Consider the following 23235-nt stretch of genomic DNA (forward strand, 5'->3'; position numbering starts at 1 on the left):
GAGGGGCTCAGAAGTTTCCCCGCGCAGCCTCCGTCAGGATCAGCTTGTCCAGCGTCAGATCCGCCACCGCCTTGCGAAGCCGTTCGTTCTCCTTCTGGAGATCCTTCAACTGCCGAAGCTGGTCACGGCTCATGCCGCCATATTGCTTACGCCACCGGTAGAACGTCAGCTCGGAAACGCCGATCTGGCGAACGGCATCCGCCATCGCCATGCCTTGGCCGCGCAAAACCTCAACCTGCCGAAGCTTCGTGACGATCTCGTCGGGCTTGTGTCGCTTGTTTGCCATTGTGGTCCTCCTTCAGGGTCAAAACCATACTTCAAGGTGGACCCGTTCAATGGGGGTGGATCAGGTGCGGAACACCGCCTCGCCACGCACATTCTGGTCGATGAAAATCGCCAGCAGAAAGCCGAGGATCAGGCAGCCGGCGATGAAGAGCAGGCCGAAGACGGCGATGTTTTCGACCGAGAGCAGGAAGCGTTCGTTGGCGAAGAGGCGGAAATATTGCTGCAGACCCACCCAGTCCAGCACAGGCAGAAGCTTGGAACTGGTGAAGGACAGGCGGATGGTCCAGAGCAGGCAGCCCACAAAGACCACCAGAACGATGAGTGCCGTGGGAACGAGGGCCAGCGTGGCTGCCAGATTCCGCCGCCTGCGCATGCGCACCCGTTCCGGCCGGCTGGCCGGTAGAGCTATGGTCATGACGAGTACCCCTTGATGGGCTCCGGTTCACGGCTCCGGAGGATGGGCTCCGGCAGTGTCAGGGTGACATGCCGGAGCCCTGGCCGGGAGCCTTGGGAGCCTGTGCCGGTTCAGCCGGCGGATTGCATCGCGGAAATGAACCGGGCGATGAAGTCATCCGGGGTCATGGACGGGGTGCTCCAGAACTGGGTCACCACATCGCGGGTCGCGCCGACAAGGTCGGGTGATGCGATGAAGTTGATGCTGGGCACCTGCTGCTCGGGATCCTTCAGGGCGGCCATGCCGGTCTGTGCGCAGCTGTCCATGCCGCTCACATCCACATCCAGCCGCACCGGAACCGAGCCTTTTTTCATGTTGAAGGTGATCTGGGTTTCGGGATCCAGCATCAGCGCGGCCATGACGGCCTGTGCTTCCTGGGCGCCCTTGTCACTGACCTTGGGGAAGACGAAGACGTCGCCGCCCATGACATAGCCGCCGGGCATGACTGTGCAGCCGAAGTCCTTGCCAGCTGTAAGCCCTGCGGCCGTGAATTCACCCTTGGCCCAGTCGCCCATGACCTGCATGGCTGCCTTGCCGGTGATCACCATGCTGGTGGTGTCGTTCCAGTTGCGGCCCGGGCTGCCTTCGTCAGTCAGTGCGCGCAGGGCGGCGAAGGTTTCAGCTGCCTTGCGGAAGCCTTCGCTTTTGGCGGCCTCCGTATCGCGGTCAGCATAGACCTTGTGGAACACGTCCTTGCCCGCTTCCGCCACCAGGACGGCATCGAACAGCAGATGGTCCTGCCAGTTCTGGCCGCCATGCCCGAAGGGGATGATGCCTGCCTCGCGCAGCTTGGGGCCCGCTGCAATGACTTCGGCGAAGGTCTTCGGCGGTTCGACGCCGGCCTTGGCGAGAGCTTCCGGATTGTACCAGAGCCAGTTCTGGCCATGGATATTGACCGGGACAGCATAGAAACTGCCATTGCGCGTCGTCGCGGTGACAATGTCCGGCGGCAGCACGTCGCGCCACTTGTTGGCTTCCGCGACCTCGTCCATCGGGCGCAGCATGCCGGTTGCGACCAGCTCATCGAACTGAAGGCCGGTGTTGAACTGCATCACGGTCGGAGGATTGCCGCCGACAATGCGGTTGATGCCGGCAGTGCGGGCATTGGGGCCGCCGGCAATGGCGGAATCAATCCACTCACCGCCCTTGGCCTTGAAAGAATCTGCAAAAACCTTGATGGATTCGGACTCTCCCCCCGATGTCCACCAATGCAGCACTTCCGCCTTCATCTCGGCGGCCTGACCGGCCGCGGGCATAACCAGGCACATCGCCGTGGCCAGAAGGGCATGACGAAACTTTTTCATATGGTCTCCTCCCAGTGAAACGATTTCATGGCCTCTTTGGATCTTTTGTAATCGTTTACATTGAAATTCATAGCACAGGCTTACGGCGCTTGAAAAGGGTAAATTTTCGGAGGGCAACCGGGAGGGCTGCGGGGCAGGAAGGACGTAGCGCCGATTTCCCGGGTGCTGCCCTGATGCGCCCTCGTGCAGAGACAGCCTCTGCGCGGATGGAGGTCTGGGGCCCCTACATGAGCCTGCCTGCTTGCGCGCTCACCTTGTGCCGGCGGGCATCCCCGTGCTGCCGCGTACGACAAGTTCGACCGGCAGGAGCCGGTGAAGGCTGGGCGGGGTGCCGGTTTCGATCAGGTCCAGCAGCACGCCCATGGCTTCCTCGCCGATTTCGCGGCGGGGCTGGCGCACGGTGGTCAGCGGCGGAGTGGTGCAGCTGGAGAACTGGATATCGTCAAAGCCCATTACGGCCACATCTTCCGGCACCTTCAGGCCGCGCCGGGTCAGTTCCATAATCACGCCGATGGCCATTTCATCATTGGCGCAGAAGAAGGCCGTCGGGGGCTCCTCCATGCCATCCATGCTGGCTGCGGCCCTGACACCGCTTTCGATGGAAAAGTCGCCGGGCAGCAGCAGGCCCGGGTCGAGCGGAATGCCCGCTGCCGCTAGCGCAGCAGCATAGCCGTCCTGCCGCTGGCGCGTCAGGATGTTGCGCGCCGGGCCTGCCACATAGGCAATGCGGCGGTGGCCGGCGGCGATCAGATGTTCCGTGGCGAGCCGTGCCGCGGCCTGATTGTCGATGCCGATGAAGGGCAGCCCGGGCATTTCGATTTCCTCGCAGACCGAAATCATCGGCGGCGGATTGGCCGGAATGCTGCCCGCGGGCCAGGGCAGGCGGCCCGAAAGCAGCACCAGCCCGTCCACCTTGCCCGAGCGCAGGTAGGAAACATAGGTTTCCTCGATGGCTGGATCATTCTCGCTGTTGCCGATGAGCAGACCATAGCCGCGCTGCTGGGCCACGGCCTCCAGCCCGCGCAGGATGCTGGCGAAGAAGGTGTTGCCGATATCAGGCACGATGACGAGAATCATGCGCGTGCTTTTCAGCCGCAGGCTCTGCGCCATGGCGTTTGCGGTGAAGCCAGTGCTGTCGATGGCCGCCAGCACTTTCTTGCGCGTGGCCTCCGCCACCTTCGCCGGATGGTGCAATGCGCGGCTGACGGTGGCGATGGAAACACCGGCGAGGCGCGCAACGTCCTCGATCGTGGCGGTCTTGCTCTGCATGCTGTTCCCTGTCTCTGCCTTGATGCAAGCCTATATGCAACCTCTGACCTATGCCTTGCCAAGCTGTGTCTGTAAATGTTTACATCAACAGTAAAAAGGTTTACATATGCCATGTAGGCCGTCTGGAGCATGATAATCCACGGCTTGCATCCGCGTTACCCCTGCCGGATGAAATGCAGAAACATGTTCCAGCACGCCAGACCCGGCGCCTCTCCTCGCAGCAGGAGAAGCCCGGACCAGGGGATTTTGTCATCGCTCGGGAGGTGCGCATGAAAACGATGAAGGGTCCGGGACTGTTTCTGGCCCAGTTCGCCGGGGATACGGCGCCGTTCAACTCGCTCAGGTCCATGGTGACCTGGGCGGCGAGCCTCGGCTATCGCGGGGTTCAGATTCCAACCTGGGACATCCGCCTGTTCGATCTGGACAAGGCCGCAGACTCTGCTGGTTATTGCGAGGACGTTGCCGGCATCTGCCGGGAAGCGGGTGTCGAGATCACCGAGCTTGCAACGCATCTTCAGGGCCAGCTCGTGGCCGTTCATCCGGCCTATGACGCGCCATTTGATGGATTTGCCCCGGCGGCGGTGCATGGCAATCCGGCTGCGAGGCAAGCCTGGGCGGTGGATCAGATGCTGAAGGCGGCCAAGGCTTCGCGCCATTTCGGCCTCAATGCCAGTGTCAGCTTCTCCGGTGCGCTGGCCTGGCCCTATGTCTATCCCTGGCCGCAGCGGCCTGCGGGCTTGATCGAGACGGCCTTTGATGAACTGGCCCGGCGCTGGCGGCCGATCCTTGATGCCTATGACGAGGCGGGCGTTGACCTGTGCTACGAAATTCATCCCGGCGAGGACATCTTCGATGGTGCAAGCTTCGAGATGTTCCTGGAGCGCGTTGGCGGCCATCCGCGCTGCTGCATCAACTATGACCCCTCGCATTTCGTGCTGATGCAGCTCGATTATCTGGCCTTCATCGACATCTATCACGAGCGTATCCGCGCCTTCCATGTGAAGGATGCCGAGTTCAATCCGGACGGGCGGCAGGGTGTCTATTCCGGCTATCAGCCGTGGATCAACCGCGCCGGGCGTTTCCGCTCGCTGGGCGACGGACAGGTGGATTTCGCCGGTGTCTTCTCCCGCCTCACGGCCCATGGCTATGACGGCTGGGCCGTGCTGGAATGGGAATGCTGCATCAAGCACCCGGAAGACGGCGCGGCCGAAGGGGCGCCCTTCATCGCGGATCACATCATCCGGGTGACGGAAAAGGCCTTTGACGACTTTGCCGCCAGCGGTGCGGATGACGCTGCCAACCGGCGGATGCTGGGCCTTGCCCCGGCTGCGGCCGGCTGAGGGAGGACGGGAACATGGCAATTGAAGCAAGGGGCGATGCGGGGCAAGGCGCCCGCGTGCGCCTTGGTATGGTCGGCGGCGGGCAGGGCGGCTTCATCGGCGCCGTCCACCGCATGGCCGCGAGGCTGGATGGTGACTTTGACCTCGTGGCCGGCGCCTTCTCTTCGGATCCGGAACGGGCACGCCAGTCCGGCCTTGAGCTGGGCGTCGATCCGGCCCGCTGTTATGACAGCTTTGACGCGATGGCGGCGGCGGAAGCGGCCAGGCCGGACGGCATCGAGGCGGTGTCCATCGTCACGCCCAACCATCTGCATTTCCCTGTGGCCCGCGCCTTTCTGAACGCTGGCATCCACGTGATCTGCGACAAGCCGCTGACCTCGACGCTGGAGGATGCGGAAGAGCTGGTGAAGCTGGGTGAGGCCAGCGGGCGGCTGTTCGTGCTCACGCATAACTATTCCGCCTATCCCATGGTGCGGCAGGCGCGGGAAATGATCGCCAGTGGCGAGCTCGGCACCTTGCGCCTGGTTCAGGTGGAATATCCGCAGGACTGGCTGACCGAGGCGGTGGAGGAAAGCGGCCAGAAACAGGCCGCCTGGCGTACCGATCCGGCCCGTTCGGGCGCAGGCGGCTGCATTGGCGACATCGGTACTCATGCCTTCCAGCTGGCCACCTTCGTGACGCAGCTTGCCCCTTCGCAAGTTCTGGCCGATCTCAGCACCTTCGTTCCGGGCCGCCGGGTGGATGACAATGTCAACGTGCTGCTGCGGTTTGCCGGCGGGGCGCGCGGCATGCTCTGGGCCAGTCAGGTTGCACCGGGCAACGAGAATGGCCTGCGCCTGCGTGTCTATGGAGACAAGGGCGGGCTTGAGTGGGAGCAGGAGAATCCGAACCATCTGTGGTTCACCCCCTTCGGCGAGCCGCGCCGCCGCCTTACACGCGGCGGGGCAGGCACGGGGCCGGCGGCCGCAGCCGTAACGCGGGTGCCCTCGGGCCATCCGGAAGGCTATCTGGAGGCCTTCGCCACGCTCTACCGAGAGGCGGCGGGTGCCATCCGCACGGCACGCGACGGCGGACCGGTGGCCCTGCCGGAGCATCTGCCGGGCCTCAGCGACGGGCTTGCCGGCCTGCGCTTCATCGATGCCTGCATCCGCTCGTCCTCTGCGGGCGGGGTGTGGACGGAGCTGTAAGCCGTTGAAAAATAGGGGCCGGAACATCTGCTGTTCCAGTCCACGCTGGAGGAAAAACCTCTCCTTCGCCATCCCGGCTCGCGCCCCGCTTGGCCGGAAGACGACGGAGAGGGGAGGGGCGGAAAGATCGCATCCAAGCAAGGCCGGAGCAGGTGTTGCTCCGGCCTTCTTGCTGATCTTAGACACGCACCCGCGTGCCGCTGCGGGCGGCTTCTGCGATGGCGTGGATGACCTTTTCGAATTCCAGTGCCGCTGCGAAATCTGGCCAGGGACGGGTGCCGGTTTCGATGGCGCGCAGGAAATCGGCGGCCTCGATGATCTTCAGGTCGTTGAAGCCGATCTGGTGGCCGGGGGCGGGGCAGAAGGCGCCGTAACCATCGTGATCCGGCCCAGTGAGGATGGTGCGGAAGCCCTGTTCGGCCTTCGGGCCCTCGTTGACGAAGAGCTGCAGCTCGTTCATCCGCTCCTGATCATAGATGATCATGCCCTTGGTGCCGTGGATCTCGAAGCCGAGGCGGTTTTTGCGGCCCCAGGCGGAGCGTGAGGCGGCAAAGGAGCCCTGTGCGCCATTGGCAAAGCGCAGGATGGCCGTAGCCGTATCCTCGTTTTCCACCTTCCCCCGGCCGGTGCCATCAGGCAGGGGGCGGGTTTCATGCACGGTCTGCATGTCGGCGATGAGGCTTTCGATGGGGCCGCAGATGCCGCAGAGCAGGCTGATCAGATGGCAGCCGATATCCCCCAGCGCGCCAAGACCTGCTTCACCCAGCTTCGCCCGCCAGGTCCAGGGCAGGTCCGGGTCGGCCTGATAATCCTCGTCCACCGCGCCGCGCGCATGCACGATGCGGCCAATGCGGCCTTGCCTCACCAGCTTCTGCGCATGACGGTAGGCGGGATTGCGGGTGTAGTTGTAGCCGGTCATGGTCAGCTTGCCGGTGCGGGCGGCGGCCTCGGCCATCTCTTCGGCTTCGGTCAGCGTCAGCCCCATCGGCTTCTCGCACCACACGTGCTTGCCCGCTTCAAGAGCGGCGATGGCCATCTCCTTGTGGAAACGGTTCGGCGTGGTGATCGACACCACATCAACTTTCGGGTCAGTGACCAGCGCCTGCCAGTCTCCGGTGGAACGGGCAAAGCCGAACTGGCTGGCGAAGGCGGCGGCCTTGTCTTCCGGCGTGTCGCACAGCACCTCCAGCCGCACGTCCTGCACATCACCCATGACGGCACGGGCATTGCGCCAGGCAAGCGCATGCGCCTTGCCCATGAAGCCTGTTCCGATCAGGCCAATCCCCAGGGTCATTGATTTCCTCCCGAAATCAAATAGAATTTTTATTCCATTATTGTCATCCTGCGGCTATCCTGTTTTGTCAAGCAGGATCAACGAACTGGCAAACCGCAATGTCGCACCTCTCCGCCCCGCGCAACATCGAAGCCTTCCATGCCCGTCTGCTGGAGGCGGCGGAAACCCTGCCGAAACGCCTGCGCCAATGCGCGGAATATCTGGCGGCAAACACGGACCGGATCGCGGTTTCGACGGTGGCCGAGATGGCGCTGGCGGCCGGAGTGCAGCCCTCGGCGCTGATGCGATTCTGCAAGATCCTCGGTTTTTCCGGCTATTCGGAGATGCAGCGCCTGTTCCGCGATGCTTATGCGCAGGGCTGGCCGGACTACGCGACACGGCTCAGAAACCTGCGGGAAAGCGGTGCTGGCAGCCCCTCTGCCTTGCTGGCGGAGTTCATCGATGCGGGCCGCATGTCGCTGGAAAATCTCGCCAGCAGCGTCGACAGCCGTAATCTGGACAGGGCGGTGAAGATCCTTTCCGGGGCTGGAATGGTGCATCTCGTGGGTCTGCGCCGTGCCTTCCCGGTGGCGTCCTATCTCGCATATGCCTTTGAAAAAATGGATGTTCCGGCGTTTTTGCATGATGGGGTGGGCAAGCTGGATCACCGCCATGCCATCCGTCCGGGCGATGCGCTGGTGGCCATCACCTTCTCGCCCTACAGCGGGGAAACGGTGGAACTGGCGGAGTTTGCCCGCAGCCAGGAGGTTCCGGTCATCGCCATCACCGACACGGTGATGAGTCCGCTGCAGAAACTGGATGCCACAGTGCTGAGTGTGGCGGAAGTTGACTTCGGTGCCTTCCGTGCGCTGTCGGCGACGCTCTCGCTTGCCATCACGCTGGCGGTGGCCGTTGGTGCGGGACGAAAAGCCGCGCCATAAAAAAACTGTTGCATCAAACTTAAAAATGGAATAAATATTCCATACCCGAAGTCCGGACATATCCGGGCCGGGTGGCCGCCGGGGGGAGCCGGCGGATCCGCACTCTGGGAGGTTATGATGAGAAAAGCGCTTACCGCCGTCGCCGCTGCGGCCATCGCCGTGGCAGGCCTGTCTGCTCCGGCTTCTGCCGAAGGTGAAAAGTTCGTCCTGGTCAGCCATGCGCCGGACAGTGACAGCTGGTGGAACACGATCAAGAATGCCATCGCCGTTGCCGGCGAGCAGATGAAGGTCAGCGTCGAATACCGCAACCCGCCGACCGGTGATCTCGCCGACATGGCCCGCATCGTCGAGCAGGCGGCTGCATCCAACCCGAATGGCATCATCGTCACCATCGCTGACTATGACGTGCTGTCCGGCCCGATTTCCAGCGCTGTGGCCAAAGGCATTCCGGTCATCACCATCAACTCCGGCACCGTCGAGCAGTCCAAGAAGCTTGGCGCGCTGCTGCATGTGGGCCAGCCGGAATATGACGCAGGCTTCGGCGCGGGCGAAAAGGCCAAGGCAGCCGGTGCCAAGTCGTTCCTGTGTGTGAACCACTACATCACCAACCCGGCCTCCGTGGAGCGCTGCCAGGGCTTTGCTGCCGCGCTCGGCGTGGAGCTCGGCAACCAGATGATCGACGCCGGTCAGGATCCGTCCGAAATCCAGAACAAGGTCTCGGCCTATCTGCAGACCAACCCGGACACGGGCGCCATCCTTGCCCTCGGCCCCACCTCGGCGCATCCGACTCTGGCGGCGCTGGAGCAGTCGGGCAAGGCTGGCCAGATCTTCTTCGGCACCTTTGATCTGTCGCCGGAAATCGCCAATGCCATCAAGGCTGGCACCATTGCCTTCGCCATCGACCAGCAGCCCTATCTGCAGGGCTACCTGCCGGTCGTCATCCTCACCAACTACGCCCGTTATGGCGTCGTGCCGGGCAACTCGATCAACTCGGGCCCCGGCTTTGTCACCAAGGACAACATCGAACTGGTTGAGAAATACGCCGGTCAGTACCGCTAAGCGCCTGACTCGAGCTGAAATTCCAGCCCCGGCCGGGGCGGTGTGAAAGCGCCCCGGCCCCTTGCAACTGACGTTTCCTGAAAATCGAGGCAACTCATGACGGACGAGCGCATCAAGCAGGTCTCGGCCCTGCGCCGTGCCATGATCCGGCCCGAGCTGGGTGCGACCACCGGCACCGTTCTGGTCTTCCTTTTCTTCCTTCTGATCGCGGGCAACTCCGGCATGTTCGCGCCGGAAGGCATCTTGAACTGGACCGTGGTGTCCGCCCAGTTTGCCATCATCGCCGTGGGCGCCTGCCTGCTGATGATCTCCGGTGAATTCGATCTTTCCGTCGGCTCCATGATCGGCTTTGCCGGCATCGTGATCGCCATTCTCAGTGTCAAGATGGGCTGGCCTATCTGGCTGGCCATCATCGCTGCATTCGTTATCTGTGTGTCGCTGGGCTGGCTCAATGGCATGCTGGTGATCAAGACCGGGCTGCCATCCTTCATCGTGACGCTCGCCTTCCTCTACATTCTGCGTGGCCTCACCATCTGGCTGTCGATCCTTACCACCCGTCAGACCATCATCGGCGGCGTCAAGGAACTGGCCGCAAACGACTGGCTCGCCTTCCTCTTCGGCGGCGTCATTCTGAAGGATCTCTTCGTCTGGTTCGCGGATCTCGGCCTTGTTGGCAAGTTCGTGGCCGGTCCCAAGGCCGGGCTGCCAGTGGTTGAAGGCGTGCCGATGCTGGTGGTCTGGGCGATGGTTCTGGTCGCCTTCGGTCACATCCTTCTCACCCGCACCAAGTTCGGCAACTGGATTTTTGCCTCCGGCGGAGATGCGCAGGCGGCCCGCTATGTGGGCGTGCCGGTCAACCGTGTGAAGGTACTGATGTTCATGTTCACCGCCTTCTGCGCCACCGTGTTTGCCACCTGCCAGGTGATCGAATTCGGCTCGGCGGCGGCAGACCGTGGCCTGTTGAAGGAGTTCGAGGCGATCATCTGCGTGGTCATCGGCGGGGCGCTGCTCACCGGCGGCTATGGCTCGGTCATCGGCGCGGCGCTGGGCGCCATCATCTTCGGTGTGGTGCAGCAGGGTCTGTTCTTCTCGGGCGCTGAAAGCTCGCTCTTCCGGGTGTTCCTCGGCACGATCCTGATCCTCGCCGTGATCCTCAACACCTACATCCGACGCATGATCACGGGAGAACGCTGATGTCCGCCCCGCTCATCGAACTGCGCAACATCGAAAAGCATTTCGGTCCCGTGATCGCGCTGGCAGGCGTCAGCTTCGACGTGAAGGCCGGAGAATGTCACTGCCTGCTGGGCGACAATGGCGCCGGCAAGTCCACCTTCATCAAGACCATGGCTGGCGTGCACAAGCCGACCAAGGGCGAGATCCTGGTGGATGGCAGGGCTACGGCCTTCAACAGCCCGCGTGACGCGATGGGCGCAGGCATTGCCACGGTCTATCAGGATCTGGCGATGATCCCGCTGATGTCGGTCACCCGGAATTTCTGGATGGGCCGCGAGCCGGAGAAGAAGTTCGGCCCGTTCCGCTTCATCGATTTCGAAAAGGCCAACCGGGTGACTCTGGAGGAAATGGCCAACATGGGCATTCACCTGCGCGAGCCGGAACAGGCGGTCGGCACGCTTTCGGGCGGCGAGCGCCAGACGGTGGCCATCGCCCGTGCGGTTTATTTCGGCGCGAAGGTGCTGATCCTCGACGAGCCGACGTCCGCGCTCGGTGTGCGTCAGACCTCCAACGTACTGGCAACCATCGACAAGGTGCGCAAGCGCGGGATTGGTGTCGTCTTCATCACCCACAATGTGCGCCATGCCATGGCGGTGGGGGACCGGTTCACCGTGCTGAACCGCGGCAAGACGCTGGGCACCGCAAAACGCGGGGAAATCAAGCCGGAAGAATTGCAGGACCTCATGGCAGGGGGCAAGGAACTGGCTGAACTAGAGGGTTCGCTCGGCGGCACGATCTAAGGTGTTGCGGGTTAATTTAGGAAAGACCGACATGACAATGCGTTTCGCAGTATTGGGGGCAGGGCGGATTGGCCGCGTCCATGCCAAGGCGATCGCTGCGACGGAAGGAGCCACGCTGATTGCCGTGGCCGATCCCGTCGCTGCGGCGGCTCAGTCGCTGGCGGCGGAGCATGGCTGCTCCATCCGCACCATCGGCGAGATTGAAGCGGCAAAGGATGTGGATGCGGTCATCATCTGCACTCCGACAGACACCCACGCTGACCTGATCGAGCGCTTTGCCCGCGCCGGCAAGGGCATCTTCTGCGAGAAGCCGGTGGATCTGAACGTCCAGCGCGTCAAGGACTGCCTGAAGACGGTGAAGGAAACCGGCGCCACGCTGATGGTCGGCTTCAACCGCCGCTTCGATCCGCATTTCGCCGCGCTCAAGGCCACCATCGACAGCGGCCGCATTGGCGATGTGGAGATGGTGACGATCACCTCCCGCGATCCTTCGCCCCCTCCGTATGAGTATATCTCCCGGTCGGGCGGCATCTTCCGCGACATGACCATCCATGACTTCGACGTGGCCCGCTGGCTGCTGGGCGAGGAAGTGGAAACGGTGATGGCCTCTGCTTCCGTTCTGGTCGATCCGGAAATCGGCAAGCGCGGGGATTTTGACAGCGTCAACATCATCCTGCGCACCGCGTCGGGCCGTCAGGCGATCATCACCAACACCCGCCGCGCGGTCTATGGCTATGACCAGCGCATCGAGGTGCTGGGGGCCAAGGGCATGGTGGCTGCTGAGAATCTGCGCGAAGCCAACATCGAGGTGGCTGATGCCAGCGGCTATCACAAGCCGCCACTGCTCGACTTCTTCATGACCCGCTACACGGCAGCCTATGCCGCTGAAATCACCGCCTTCATCAAGGCCGTGACGGACAAAACCGTGCCGCCGACCACGGGCGAGGACGGGCTGAAGGCACTGGCTCTGGCGGAAGCGGCGTTGAAGTCGGTTGCGGAAGGGCGGGCCGTGCGCCTCTCGGAAATCACGGGCTGAAGGACCAACGCGGATGAGCAAGACCCTCGATCTCATCACCATCGGCCGGTCCTCGGTCGATCTCTATGGCTCCCAGGTGGGTGGCCGTCTCGAGGATATGGGCAGCTTCCAGAAATATATCGGAGGCTCGCCAACCAACATTGCCGCCGGTTCCGCGCGGCTTGGCCTCAAGGCTGGCCTCATCACCCGCGTGGGGGATGAGCACATGGGCCGCTTCATCCGCGAACAGCTGGTGCGCGAGGGCGTGGATGTGACGGGCGTGAAGACCGACCCGGAACGCCTCACCGCCCTCGTGCTGCTGGGCATCCGTGACGACAAGCAGTTCCCGCTGATTTTCTACCGTGAGAACTGCGCGGACATGGCGATCTGCGAGGACGACATCGACCCCGCCTTCATCGCCAGCGCAAGGGCTATTGTGGCCACAGGCACGCACCTGTCCCATCCGCGCACTGAAGCTGCCGTTCTGAAGGCCCTGCGCCTTGCCCGCGAAAGCGGCGGCCAGACGGCGCTCGACATTGATTACCGCCCCAACCTCTGGGGCCTGTCCGGCCATGGCGATGGCGAAAACCGCTTCATCGCTTCGGCCAAGGTGACGGCCCGCCTGCAGCAGCACCTGCCGCTGTTCGACCTGATCGTCGGCACGGAAGAAGAGTTCCATATTGCAGGCGGCTCCACCAACACCATCGAGGCGCTTCGTGCTGTGCGGGCGCTGACGGGGGCCACGCTGATCTGCAAGCGCGGCCCCATGGGCGCAGCTGCCTTTGCCGGGGCCATTCCCGATACGCTGGATGAAGGCGAGGCGGGGCCTGGCTTCCCCATCGAGGTGTTCAACGTGCTGGGCGCGGGCGACGGCTTCATGGCGGGTCTGCTGAAGGGCTGGCTCGACGGTGAGACCTGGCCGCGTGCGCTGACCTATGCCAATGCCTGCGGTGCCTTTGCCGTGTCGCGCCACGGCTGCACGCCGGCCTATCCGTCGTGGGAGGAGCTGCAGTTCTTCCTGAAGCGCGGTGTCGTCACGCCTGCGCTGCGCAAGGATGCGGAACTGGAACAGGTGCACTGGTCTACCAACCGCTCCTATGACTGGCCGTCGATGCATGTCTTTGCCTTCGACCACCGCCGCCAGATGGAAGAGCTGCCGGGGGCAACGCCGGAGAAGATCGGCGCCTTCAAGAAGCTCTGCCTTGCTGCCGTGGAAGAAGTGGCCGCCGGCAAGACCGGGTACGGTCTTCTGTGTGACAGCCGCCTGGGCCGCGATGCGCTGTATCAAGCGGCCGGCAAGGGGCTGTGGATTGGCCGTCCGGTCGAGTGGCCCGGCTCGCGTCCGCTGACGCTGGAGCCGGAGTTGGGGCCGGATTATGGCGGGCTCACCGAATGGCCGCTGGAGCATGTGGTCAAGGTGCTCTGTTTCTGCCACCCGGAGGATGACGCGGGGATGTGGGCCGAGCAGGAAGCCGTGATCCAGCGCCTGTTTGCTGCTGCCCGCCGCAACCGGCTGGAATTCCTGCTCGAGGTCATCCCTTCCAAGGTTGGCCCGGTGGATGATGACACGACCGCCCGCATCATCGAACGTTTCTACAAGCTCGGGATCTATCCGGACTGGTGGAAGCTGGAGCCAATGCGCTCGGATGCCGCCTGGAAGCGCACCTGTGACATGATCAAGGCCTATGATCCGCGTGTGCGCGGCATCGTGGTGCTGGGTCTTGATGCGCCGGAAGACGAGCTTGCGGCCTGCTTTGCCACGGCGGCGCAGCATGATCTGGTCAAGGGCTTTGCCGTGGGGCGCACCATCTACAGCGAGGCGGCACGCGGCTGGCTTGCCGGAACGATGACGGATGCTGAGGCCATCGCGCAGATGGCCGGAAAATTCGCCCGCCTGTCCGCCACTTGGGATGCGGCACGCGGTTCAACGGGAGTTGCGGCATGAGCAAGGTAAGACTGACCGCCGCCCAGGCCATGGTGCGCTGGCTTTCCAGCCAGATGACCGAAGACGGTGTGCCCTTCATTGCCGGGGTCTGGGCCATCTTCGGCCATGGCAATGTGGCCGGCATTGGTGAAGCGCTGTACGGTGTGCGCGATACGCTGCCCACGTGGCGCGGCCACAACGAGCAGGGTATGGCCCATGCGGCCATCGCCTATGCCAAGCAGCTTGGCCGCCGCCGTGCCATGGCAGTGACTTCTTCCATCGGCCCCGGTGCCACCAACATGGTGACGGCGGCAGCGCTCGCCCATGTCAACCGCCTGCCGGTGCTGTTCGTGCCGGGCGATGTCTTCGCCAATCGCGGGCCGGACCCGGTGCTGCAGCAGATTGAGGATTTCGGCGACGGCACCATCAGCGCCAACGACTGCTTCCGCCCAGTCTCGCGCTATTTCGACCGCATCATGCGGCCCGAACAGCTGCTGACGGCCCTGCCGCGCGCCATGGCGGTGATGACCGATCCGGCCGATTGCGGCCCGGTGACGCTGGCTTTCTGTCAGGATGTGCAGGCGGAAGCCTATGACTGGCCGGAAGAGTTCTTCGCCCCGCGTGTCTGGCGCCAGCGCCGCCAGCGCCCGGACGAGGCGGAACTGGCCGAAGTGGCGGCCCTGATCCGCGCCGCGAAGAAGCCAGTGCTGATCGCAGGCGGCGGCGTGCATTATTCCGGCGCCACGGAAGCGCTGAAGGCCTTTGCCGAGGCGCATCAGATTCCGGTGGTGGAAAGCCAGGCGGGCAAGTCGGCCTTGCCGTGGGATCATCCGCTCAACCTTGGGCCCGTCGGTGTTACCGGATCGGAAAGCGCCAACAGCACCGCGAAGGATGCCGATCTCGTCATTGGCGTTGGCACGCGCTTTCAGGATTTCACCACCGGCTCCTGGGGCCTGTTCCGCAATCCGGCGCGCAAGCTCGTCTCCATCAACGTTGCGGCCTATGACGCCATGAAGCATGGCGCAGTGCCGTTGCAGGGCGATGCCCGCGTTTGCCTTGGCGAGCTGTCGGCGCAGCTGGGTGCCCACAAGGGCCCGGCCATTGCCGCAAGCCTCAAGGCGGACTGGTTCGCCAAGGTCGATCCGCTGACGGCTGCTCCGGAAGCGGATGCAAACGGCCTGCCCACGGATCAGCAGGTCATCGGCGCCGTGCAGCGTGCCGCTGGTCCTGATACGGTGGTGATGTGCGCCGCCGGCACCATGCCGGGCGAACTCCACAAACTCTGGAAGGCGAGCCGCCCGATGTCCTATCACATGGAATACGGCTTCTCCTGCATGGGCTACGAAATCGCCGGGGCGCTGGGCATCAAGATGGCGGAGCCGGAGCGCGATGTCATCTGCATGGTCGGTGACGGCAGCTACATGATGATGAATTCCGAACTCGCCAGCGCCGTGATGCTGGGCCAGAAGATCACCGTCGTCATCACTGACAACCGGGGCTACGGCTGCATCAACCGGCTGCAGATGGGCACCGGTGGGGCCGAGTTCAACAACCTTCTCGACCACACCAACCACACCAACCCCAGCCATATCGACTTCGTCGCCCATGCAGGCGCCATGGGGGCGAAGGCGGTGAAGGCTGGGTCTATCGCCGAACTTGAGGCAGCTCTTGCCGAAGCGAAGACGGCGAGCGGCCCGTTTGTGGTGGTCATCGACACCGATCCCTACCCCTCCACGCCCCATGGCGGCCACTGGTGGGATGTGGCGGTGCCGGAAGTTTCCGCCCGTGCCGAAGTGCGGGCGGCGCGCGAGTCCTACGAACGTTCGCTTCAGGAAAGAAACTGAACCATGATCCTCTACGGCACCAACCCCATTGCCTGGTCCAACGACGACGACCAGACCCTCGGCGCCCATATTCCGCTTGAGCAGTGCCTCGACGAAGCCGCCAAGATCGGTTTCGACGGTATCGAGAAGGGGCACAAGCTGCCCGCGACGCCGGAAGGCATCGCCAGGGAACTGGGCGGGCGCGGCCTGAAGTATATCTCCGGCTGGCATTCGCTGAACCTTCTGACCAACTCCATCGAGGACGAGAAGGCCGCGATGCAGCCCTTCCTCGACCTGCTGAAGGCGGTCGGCTCGAAGGTGATCATCACCTGCGAAACCTCCAATGCCATTCATGGCAATGACGGCGTGCCGGTGAACAACAAGCCGGTGCTGGCCGCCTCCGAGTGGGCTGACTTTGGCCGGGGCGTCGAGGCGCTGGCGGCCTTTGCGGCAGAGCAGGGCATCACGCTGGTCTATCACCACCACATGGGCACGGTGGTGGAGAGCGAGGCGGAAATCGATCTGTTCATGCAGCACACGGGACCGGCCACCAAGCTGCTGTTCGACACGGGCCACTGCTATTTCGGCGGCGGCAATCCGGCAGCCGTGGCCGAGCGTCACATGGCACGGGTGCGCCATATCCATGCCAAGAACGTGCGCCCGGACATCATGCGTCAGGTGCGTGAGGAAAACCTCTCCTTCCTCGAAGGCGTGCGCCGCGGTGTCTTCACCGTTCCGGGCGATGCGGAAGGCGGCGTGGATTTCCTGCCCGTGCTGAAGAGCGCAGCGGCACAGGGCTACGAAGGCTGGCTCGTCATCGAGGCCGAGCAGGACCCGAGCGTGCGCAATCCTTTCGAATACCAGAGCATGGGCTTCAACGCCCTGCGCAGCTTTGCCCGCGAGGCTGGTCTCGACAAGGGAAGGTGATGGAGGGGGCGGATCTACATATCAGGTCCGGGGATTGCCCGCAGTGATGCGTTTGATCTATGGCAGGGCCTCTCCGCCCCCCCCCCCCCCCCCCCCCCCCCAAGGGGGAGCGGAGAGGCCCCGCCTGAGTGATCAGGCTTCAGACTTTCACCGAAGTTACCTTCGGCTTCAGGTACGATGTGTGCATGCAGTAAAAGGGGGGAGAGGGGTGCTGCGGCAAAAGGCAGAGCGAGGGAAACATGGCATGAAGCTCCGGACGGGATATGTTTCAGCACAGGCCCCGGACATCTGCTACCCTCGGCGCACCCGCTTTCCCCTGATCCCAGGCAGCAAAGAGACCTTGATGAAGATTATCGACCCGACCCATTCCTTCTATGGTCCGCTGTGGCGGCGTATTGCCATTGTCGTTGTCACGGCTGGTTGGGCCGGGTTTGAATACTGGAACGGCTCCACGGGCTGGGCGCTGTTCTTCACAGCCATTGCGGTCTATGCCGCGTGGGCTCTGATCATCACCTACAAGCCGCAACAGGGCGGAGACGGAACGGCATGAGCAAGCTTCTGAGAAAGCCGCAAGGCACCCACGGCAAGACCCACGCCATCACGCCGGAAAGCGCCGGCTGGGGCTATGTGGGATTTGATCTTTACCGCCTGAAGGCGGGCGAGACTGTTGGCGAAGCGACCGGCGGACGTGAAGTCATTCTTGTGCTGGTCGAGGGCAAGGCCCGTCTTTCCGCATCGGGCAAGGACTTCGGCGCGATGGGCCTGCGCATGGACGTGTTTGAGCGCCTGCCGCCCGCCTGTCTCTATGTGCCGGACCAGTCGGACTGGTCCGCCACCGCCACCACGGACCTGACGCTGGCCGTCTGCTCGGCACCGGGCAAGGGCACTCATGAAGCGCAGGTGCTGGGGCCGGATGGCATCCAGCTCGATCAGCGCGGGCAGGGCACCAACACCCGCTACATCCACAACATCGCCATGGAAGGGCGGGATGTGGCCGGCAGCCTGCTGGTGACGGAAGTCTTCACCCCCTCCGGCCACTGGTCGTCCTATCCGCCGCACCGGCATGACGAGGACAACTATCCGGACATGACCTATCTGGAAGAGACCTATTACCACCGGCTCAATCCGGCGCAGGGCTTCGGCATCCAGCGTGTCTTCACCGAAGACGGCTCCCTCGACGAAACGATGGCCGTTTCCAACCACGACGTGGTTCTGGTCCCCAAGGGCCACCATCCCTGCGGCTCGCCCTATGGCTACGAGATGTATTATCTCAACGTCATGGCCGGCCCCTTGCGCAAGTGGCGCTTCAAGAACCACCCGGACCACGACTGGATCTACCAGCGCGACATGGTGAAGTGAGGAATAGGGGGGCAGCCGCTCCTACTCACACGGCGCAATTCTGACCGGTTCCGACGCATCTGCCCCGATCACGTGGCAGGTGCCGTCTGCGCAGAGGGTCCAGCCGGAGACGGTGGCGCCGGAGGCGGCGAGCAGGAGTTCCGGTTGCGGTGGCAGGGTGGGTGTCCAGATCCACCAGCCGTCCTGAAGCCGGGCGCCATCGCCCGGTTCCATGCCCGCGCCCGAGCCGCGCACACGGGCCTCCTGAAGTTTGAGGCCGTCCTGCGTCACCACCCAGGTTTCCTGCCACTGCGTTTTCTCGACGGAGTGGGTCCATTCCAGCGTGAAGGGGCCGGAGAGGCTGAGCGTCAGCGCTCCGGCCAGAAGGCAGGCGCTCATGCGCCTGCGTTCGGGGTGGCCTTGTTGCCTGCCGCCATGTTGGCCCTCCAGACGAGGAAGGCGAAGAGGGCGAAGAGCCCCAGTCCCACTTCATCCGTGACCGGCAGGGCCGCCACCAGCGTGAAGGCGGAAGCCATGGCAAGTGCGCGCATCCACAGGGGCAGCGGCACGCCGAGCCAGCCGATGACGGCTGCGCCCCACAGGCTGATGGCGATGGCGACCTTGAGGACGATGTAGACCACCGCCGGGACATAGCCGATGCTTTCTGCCAGCGCCCCGCCATCCTGCAGCATCAGGGCCGGGGTATAGACGGCCATGAAGGGGATGACGAACCCGGCTGCCGCCACCTTCACCGCCTCGAAGGAGATCTTCAGCCCGCTTTCCTTGGCAATGGGGCTTGCGGCAAAGCAGGCGAGCGCCACGGGCGGGGTGAGGTCGGCGAGGATGCCGAAATAGAACACGAACATGTGGCTGACGATCAGCGGCACGCCGAGTTCCAGCAGGGCAGGGCCTGCGATGGACGAGGTGATGATGTAGTTCGGGATGGTCGGGATACCCATGCCCAGCACGATGCAGGTGATCATCGTCAGAAGCAGCGAGAGGAACAGGCTGTTCTGGCCGACGCTGACAATGAACTGGCCGAAGGTGGTGGCTGCACCCGTCAGCGTCATGGTGCCGATGATGATGCCGACGAGGGCACAGGCGACGCCGACGGGCAGGGCGGTGCGGGCGCCTTCTCCAAGGCTGTCGCGGCACAGGGCCAGCGTGTTGCGCCCGCCCTTGGTGAAGATGTTGAGGAGAATGAGCGCCGAGATCGCGATCAGCAGCACCTTGATGCCGAGGGAGAAGAAGGCAGCCCCCGTCAGCCCGAGGCCGATCCAGAAAATCGTGCGGATGACACCCTGCGGCAGGCCGAGGGCAACGGAGCCGCCGAGGATCAGCAGGACGGTCAGTCCCAGACCAATGGTACCGGCAAACAGCGGCGTGTAGCCGCCGAAGAGGAGATAGACCAGCACGCCGAGCGGCAGCAGCAGGAACCAGCCTTCCTTCAGCGCCTTCACGGCGGAGGGCAGTTCGTCCTTCGGCAGGCCGCGCAGGTTCCGCTTGCCCGCTTCCAGATGCACCATCCAGAAGGCAGAGGCGAAATAGAGCACGGCAGGAATGAGGGCCGCCTGCACCACCTCGTAATATTCGACGCCCAGCGTTTCGGCCATGATGAAGGCCACCGCACCCATGACCGGCGGCATGATCTGACCGCCCATGGAGGAGGTGGCCTCCACACCACCGGCAAAGGCCGGGCGGTAGCCGAAGCGCTTCATCAGGGGAATGGTGAACTGGCCGGTGGTGACCACATTGGCAACGCCCGAGCCGGAAATCGTGCCCATCAGCCCGGAGGAAATGACCGACACCTTGGCGGCCCCGCCCGTGGCATGGCCGACGAGGCCGAGGCTGACATCGGTGAAAAGCTTGATCATCCCGGCCCGCTCCAGGAAGGAGCCGAAGAGGATGAACAGGAAGATGAAGCTGGAGCTGACATAGACCGGAATGCCGTAGATGCCTTCCGTGCCATAGGTCATGTGCTCGACAACCTGCGCAAAGTCATAGCCGCGATGGTCCAGCGGCGCGGGCAGATACTGGCCGAAGAGGCAGTAGGCGAGAAACAGCCCTGCAATGATGGGCAGCGCCAGCCCCATCATGGCCCAGGCGGCGGCAAATACCGTCACAAGCGCGATGACACCCATGACCAGATCCCGCGGCAGCGGGTCACCGGAACGGATCAGAAGGTCCGTATAGTCCCACCACTGATAGGCCGCGACGGACACTGCCGCAAAAGCCATGAGCCAGGCCAGAACGCGCACCGGCAGCTTGTCGTGCCGGGCGGCGGCGATCAGGGGAAAGGTGAGCAGGCCGAGAAAGCCGACATGGACAGCGCGCACGATCTGGCTCGGCAGGTCGATCACATGGGCGGCCGTGGCGATCTGGAAGGCGGAAAAGGCAAAGGCGATCCAGAACAGCAGGCGGCCCTCGAAGCCTTCCTGAAAACCGGCACCATGCGGGTCTTCCTGAGGGGGGGGAACCTGTGTCTGCGGTGATGGGGCTGTGCTCATGCGCGGCTCGAACTTTCGCGGAGGGGCGTTAAGGCAACGGGATAAAGGGGCAATAAGAACGAAAGGGAGCGCAGATGCTGCGCTCCCCCGTCAGCCGGGGCCTTACATCAGGCCCTTTTCCTTGTAGAAGCGCTCTGCACCCGGATGCAGCGGAACGGGCATGCCGGTCAGCGCCTTGTCGAGGCTGATGGCCTTGGCAGCCGCATGGGCAGCGACCATTTCCGGCAGATTTTCGAACAGCTGCTTGGTCATCTGGTAGGCGGTCTCTTCCGGGACATCCTCATGGGTGATGAGGAAGTTGACGACCGCGACCGTCGGCACATCGGCGCTCTGGCCGTCATAGGTGCCTGCCGGAATGGTGGCGGCGATATAGGGGGCACCCAGTTTTGCGACCACGTCTTCCGGGACGGCCACCATGTTGACCGGAACCGAGGTGGCAAGGTCCTTCAGCGAGGCAACGCCAAGGCCTGCGGACTGCAGGGTGGCGTCGAGCTGGCGGTTCTTCATCAGTTCCACGGACTCGGCGAAGGGCAGGTATTCTGTCTTGGACAGATCCGAGTAGCCCATGCCTGCGGCGGCAAAGATGGCGCGGGCGTTCAGCTCGGTGCCGGACTTGGCTGCACCTACGGACAGGCTCTTGCCCTTCAGACCGGCCAGATCGGTGATGCCGCTGTCCTTGGAGGCAACGATCTGGATGTAGTTCGGATAGATGGCGGCAATGCCGCGCAGCTTGGTCAGGGGCGCCTTGAAACCGGCCTCGGCATCGCCTTCCCAGGCGAGCTTGACGGAATCACCGAGGGCAAAGCCGATCTCGCCCTTGCCCTGCTGCAGCAGATTGAGGTTTTCGACCGAGGCCTTGGTGGCCTGCACCTGCGGGCGGGCGCCTTCGATCTTGTCGCCATAGATTTTCGACAGGGCAACGCCCAGCGGATAGTAGACGCCGGATGTGCCGCCCGTGAGCACGTTGATGAATTCGGCCTTGGCCGGGGCCATGGCAACGCCCATGGCGGTGGCAGCGATGGCAGCAGCGCCAAGCGAACGCTTGATCAGGTTCATGAATATGCCTCCCTTTTGGTTCCGGTCTTTTCGTCCGGCATGCAGCGCGGCTGGGGCCGAAACTGCCTTCTGGCTCATGGCCACACGGGCACAAGGTCTCCTCCCGTGAGCCTTACCGGCAGCAAACGTAGCGGGGGAAACGGCGCAAGAGCAACCGTGTTTATACCGAGACCATCCGGGGGAGGGTGCCTGTGGAACGAGGTGCGTTGCTCAGCCGCCGAGGGCTGTCTCGATCAGCCGGGGAAGGCCCAGCCTTGCGGCGCCTGTCAGCGGGGCGACGCCGCCGAGCTGCGAGCGGCGGATTTCCGGCGGAGCCGGATGACACAGCGGCAGAAGCATGCTGACGCGGGCGATGAAATCCGGCCTTGCGCCGATCGAGCCGCCCAGCACCACAAGGGCGGGGTTGGTGATGGCGGCAAGGGCGGCGATGGCGCGGGCGGCCAGCCGGGCCGTTTCGTCCAGAACGGCTTCGGCGGCGGCATCGCCTTGTTCTGCCCGGGCGAAAATCTCCGGCACGGTGATGTCTTCACCGCTCAGCGCATGGTAGCGGCGGCGCATGCCGTGCGAGCCTGCTTCCTGCTCCAGCGCACCGCAGTCCCGCGAGTGCGGGTCGAACGGATCAGCGCCGAAGGGCAGGAAGGCGATTTCTCCGGCCGCATGCGCGGCGCCGCGCAAGAGACGGCCATCGCAGATGAGGCCGCAGCCGATGCCGGTACCGATGGAGACATAGGCCATGTCCAGAACAGGAGCGGCGGCGGACAATGCCCACCGCTCGCCTTCGGCGGAGAGGTTCACGTCATTTTCCAGTTGCACGCTGCACCCAAGCGCTTCGGCAAAGGCGGTACGCACGTCGAATGTATCGAAGGCCGGAATGTTGGGGGCCATCATCACCCGGCCGGTCGTGAGGTCCGGTGCGCCGGGCACACCGATCACGGCATGGCGCACCCGGCTCCAGTCAAGCCCTGCAGCCGCAGCCGCTTCCCGGCACAGGCGGGCGATCTGGGTGATGACGTGCTGGCCGCCCCGCCCATCCGTTGGCTCCGTCATGCCGGGCAGAAGCTTGCCGGCGAGGGTTGAGAGCGCAACCGCCACCTTGGTGCCGCCCAGATCCACCACGGCGCAGCAGGCTGCGTCCGCAATGGGCGCGAAAACGCAGGCGCGCCGCCCGATATGACCTTCGGTCTCGCCGGTCTGGCAGATGAGGCCTGCGGTCTCCAGCGCCCGGCAGATGAGCGTCAGCGTCTGTTTCGACAAGCCGCAGCGGCGCGCCAGTTCAGCCCGGGACATGGGGCCATCCGAGAGAAGCTGCCGGAACACGGCGTGATGCGTGGCCGGATGTTGCGGGAGTGGTGACATATTAGGTGCTTTTTAGTTCGTCAGGCTGACGAACTAAATTCCTGCGCTTCCTTGTTGTCAAGCGCCTGACCGTCTTGCAGCGCTGGAACGCATGTAATAATGTAACGCCGTCGCGCGCGCTTGCCAGCACGTTCCAGATGCTTATCTCTAACCGGGTTCTTGGCCGATTGCCTCAAGGCAGGACAGGATAAAGTGCAGCCGCCG

The 23235-nt window shown here is 63.8% G+C and carries 20 protein-coding genes and 1 pseudogene; 12 read left to right on the forward strand and 9 right to left on the reverse strand.

What is annotated here, in order from left to right; all coding sequences use genetic code 11:
* Positions 1–16: 16 nt before the first annotated feature.
* From ASC48_RS17990 to ASC48_RS18005, 4 genes and pseudogenes are all read right to left on the reverse strand, one after another.
* Positions 17–286 (reverse strand): annotated as a pseudogene (locus tag ASC48_RS17990) (transposase); the annotation flags it as partial.
* 60 nt (positions 287–346) lie between these two features.
* A complete protein-coding gene (locus tag ASC48_RS17995; RefSeq protein ID WP_244270106.1) occupies positions 347–700 on the reverse strand; it encodes a hypothetical protein in 354 nt (117 codons plus the stop codon).
* A 110-nt stretch (positions 701–810) separates the two neighbouring features.
* Positions 811–2043, reverse strand: a complete 1233-nt coding sequence (locus tag ASC48_RS18000) for an ABC transporter substrate-binding protein (RefSeq protein WP_244270107.1) — start codon at positions 2041–2043, stop codon at positions 811–813.
* 249 nt (positions 2044–2292) lie between these two features.
* A complete protein-coding gene (locus ASC48_RS18005) occupies positions 2293–3312 on the reverse strand; it encodes a LacI family DNA-binding transcriptional regulator (protein ID WP_055457066.1) in 1020 nt (339 codons plus the stop codon).
* 269 nt (positions 3313–3581) lie between these two features.
* Here ASC48_RS18005 and ASC48_RS18010 point away from each other — a divergent pair, with 269 nt between their 5' ends.
* Positions 3582–4652: a sugar phosphate isomerase/epimerase family protein gene (locus tag ASC48_RS18010; RefSeq protein WP_055457094.1), complete on the forward strand. Its 1071-nt coding sequence runs from the start codon at positions 3582–3584 to the stop codon at positions 4650–4652.
* Between the two features lie 14 nt (positions 4653–4666).
* Positions 4667–5839, forward strand: a complete 1173-nt coding sequence (locus ASC48_RS18015) for a Gfo/Idh/MocA family protein (protein WP_055457067.1) — start codon at positions 4667–4669, stop codon at positions 5837–5839.
* A gap of 178 nt (positions 5840–6017) precedes the next feature.
* On the opposite strand, the gene ASC48_RS18020 is transcribed toward ASC48_RS18015, so the two are convergent.
* Positions 6018–7133, reverse strand: coding sequence for a Gfo/Idh/MocA family protein (locus tag ASC48_RS18020; RefSeq protein ID WP_055457068.1), 1116 nt, complete (start codon positions 7131–7133; stop codon positions 6018–6020).
* 98 nt (positions 7134–7231) lie between these two features.
* Here ASC48_RS18020 and ASC48_RS18025 point away from each other — a divergent pair, with 98 nt between their 5' ends.
* The 10 genes from ASC48_RS18025 (at position 7232) to iolB (ending at position 18133) form a co-directional block, all read left to right on the forward strand.
* Complete coding sequence (locus tag ASC48_RS18025; RefSeq protein ID WP_055457069.1) at positions 7232–8053, forward strand: MurR/RpiR family transcriptional regulator; 822 nt, start codon at positions 7232–7234, stop codon at positions 8051–8053.
* Between the two features lie 117 nt (positions 8054–8170).
* Positions 8171–9112 (forward strand): sugar ABC transporter substrate-binding protein, encoded by a 942-nt coding sequence (locus ASC48_RS18030; protein ID WP_055457095.1) that lies wholly within the window; start codon positions 8171–8173, stop codon positions 9110–9112.
* Positions 9113–9208: 96 nt separating this feature from the next.
* Positions 9209–10306 (forward strand): ABC transporter permease, encoded by a 1098-nt coding sequence (locus ASC48_RS18035; protein ID WP_055457070.1) that lies wholly within the window; start codon positions 9209–9211, stop codon positions 10304–10306.
* Entirely contained in the window at positions 10306–11085 is a 780-nt protein-coding gene (locus tag ASC48_RS18040; protein ID WP_055457071.1) for an ATP-binding cassette domain-containing protein, read from the forward strand. The genes ASC48_RS18035 and ASC48_RS18040 overlap by 1 nt, the downstream gene beginning before the upstream one ends.
* A gap of 31 nt (positions 11086–11116) precedes the next feature.
* Positions 11117–12121, forward strand: coding sequence for an inositol 2-dehydrogenase (gene iolG / locus ASC48_RS18045; RefSeq protein WP_055457072.1), 1005 nt, complete (start codon positions 11117–11119; stop codon positions 12119–12121).
* A gap of 13 nt (positions 12122–12134) precedes the next feature.
* The gene (locus tag ASC48_RS18050) at positions 12135–14045 is read left to right on the forward strand and encodes a bifunctional 5-dehydro-2-deoxygluconokinase/5-dehydro-2-deoxyphosphogluconate aldolase (RefSeq protein ID WP_055457073.1); all 1911 of its coding nucleotides are present in this window, start codon (positions 12135–12137) and stop codon (positions 14043–14045) included.
* Positions 14042–15868, forward strand: coding sequence for a 3D-(3,5/4)-trihydroxycyclohexane-1,2-dione acylhydrolase (decyclizing) (iolD, locus tag ASC48_RS18055; RefSeq protein WP_055457074.1), 1827 nt, complete (start codon positions 14042–14044; stop codon positions 15866–15868). The genes ASC48_RS18050 and iolD overlap by 4 nt, the downstream gene beginning before the upstream one ends.
* A 3-nt stretch (positions 15869–15871) precedes the next feature.
* A complete protein-coding gene (gene iolE, locus ASC48_RS18060; protein ID WP_055457075.1) occupies positions 15872–16774 on the forward strand; it encodes a myo-inosose-2 dehydratase in 903 nt (300 codons plus the stop codon).
* A 343-nt stretch (positions 16775–17117) separates the two neighbouring features.
* A complete protein-coding gene (locus ASC48_RS18065) occupies positions 17118–17324 on the forward strand; it encodes a hypothetical protein (RefSeq protein WP_055457096.1) in 207 nt (68 codons plus the stop codon).
* Positions 17321–18133 carry a 5-deoxy-glucuronate isomerase gene (gene iolB, locus ASC48_RS18070; RefSeq protein WP_055457076.1) on the forward strand — a complete coding sequence of 271 codons (813 nt, stop codon included), beginning with the start codon at positions 17321–17323 and terminating at the stop codon, positions 18131–18133. Before ASC48_RS18065 ends, iolB begins: the two co-directional genes overlap by 4 nt.
* Positions 18134–18154: 21 nt before the next feature.
* Here iolB and ASC48_RS18075 read toward each other — a convergent pair whose 3' ends face one another.
* The 4 genes from ASC48_RS18075 to ASC48_RS18090 form a co-directional block, all read right to left on the reverse strand.
* Positions 18155–18511 (reverse strand): DUF1850 domain-containing protein, encoded by a 357-nt coding sequence (locus tag ASC48_RS18075; protein WP_055457077.1) that lies wholly within the window; start codon positions 18509–18511, stop codon positions 18155–18157.
* A complete protein-coding gene (locus ASC48_RS18080) occupies positions 18508–20619 on the reverse strand; it encodes a TRAP transporter permease (RefSeq protein ID WP_055457078.1) in 2112 nt (703 codons plus the stop codon). Before ASC48_RS18080 ends, ASC48_RS18075 begins: the two co-directional genes overlap by 4 nt.
* Positions 20620–20721: 102 nt before the next feature.
* On the reverse strand, positions 20722–21675 hold the full coding sequence (locus ASC48_RS18085) for a TAXI family TRAP transporter solute-binding subunit (RefSeq protein ID WP_082440184.1): 954 nt from the start codon (positions 21673–21675) through the stop codon (positions 20722–20724).
* A gap of 210 nt (positions 21676–21885) precedes the next feature.
* The gene (locus ASC48_RS18090; RefSeq protein WP_055457079.1) at positions 21886–23031 is read right to left on the reverse strand and encodes an ROK family transcriptional regulator; all 1146 of its coding nucleotides are present in this window, start codon (positions 23029–23031) and stop codon (positions 21886–21888) included.
* Positions 23032–23235 lie beyond the last annotated feature (204 nt).

Source organism: Pannonibacter indicus, assembly GCF_001418225.1.
GTDB lineage: Bacteria > Pseudomonadota > Alphaproteobacteria > Rhizobiales > Stappiaceae > Pannonibacter > Pannonibacter indicus.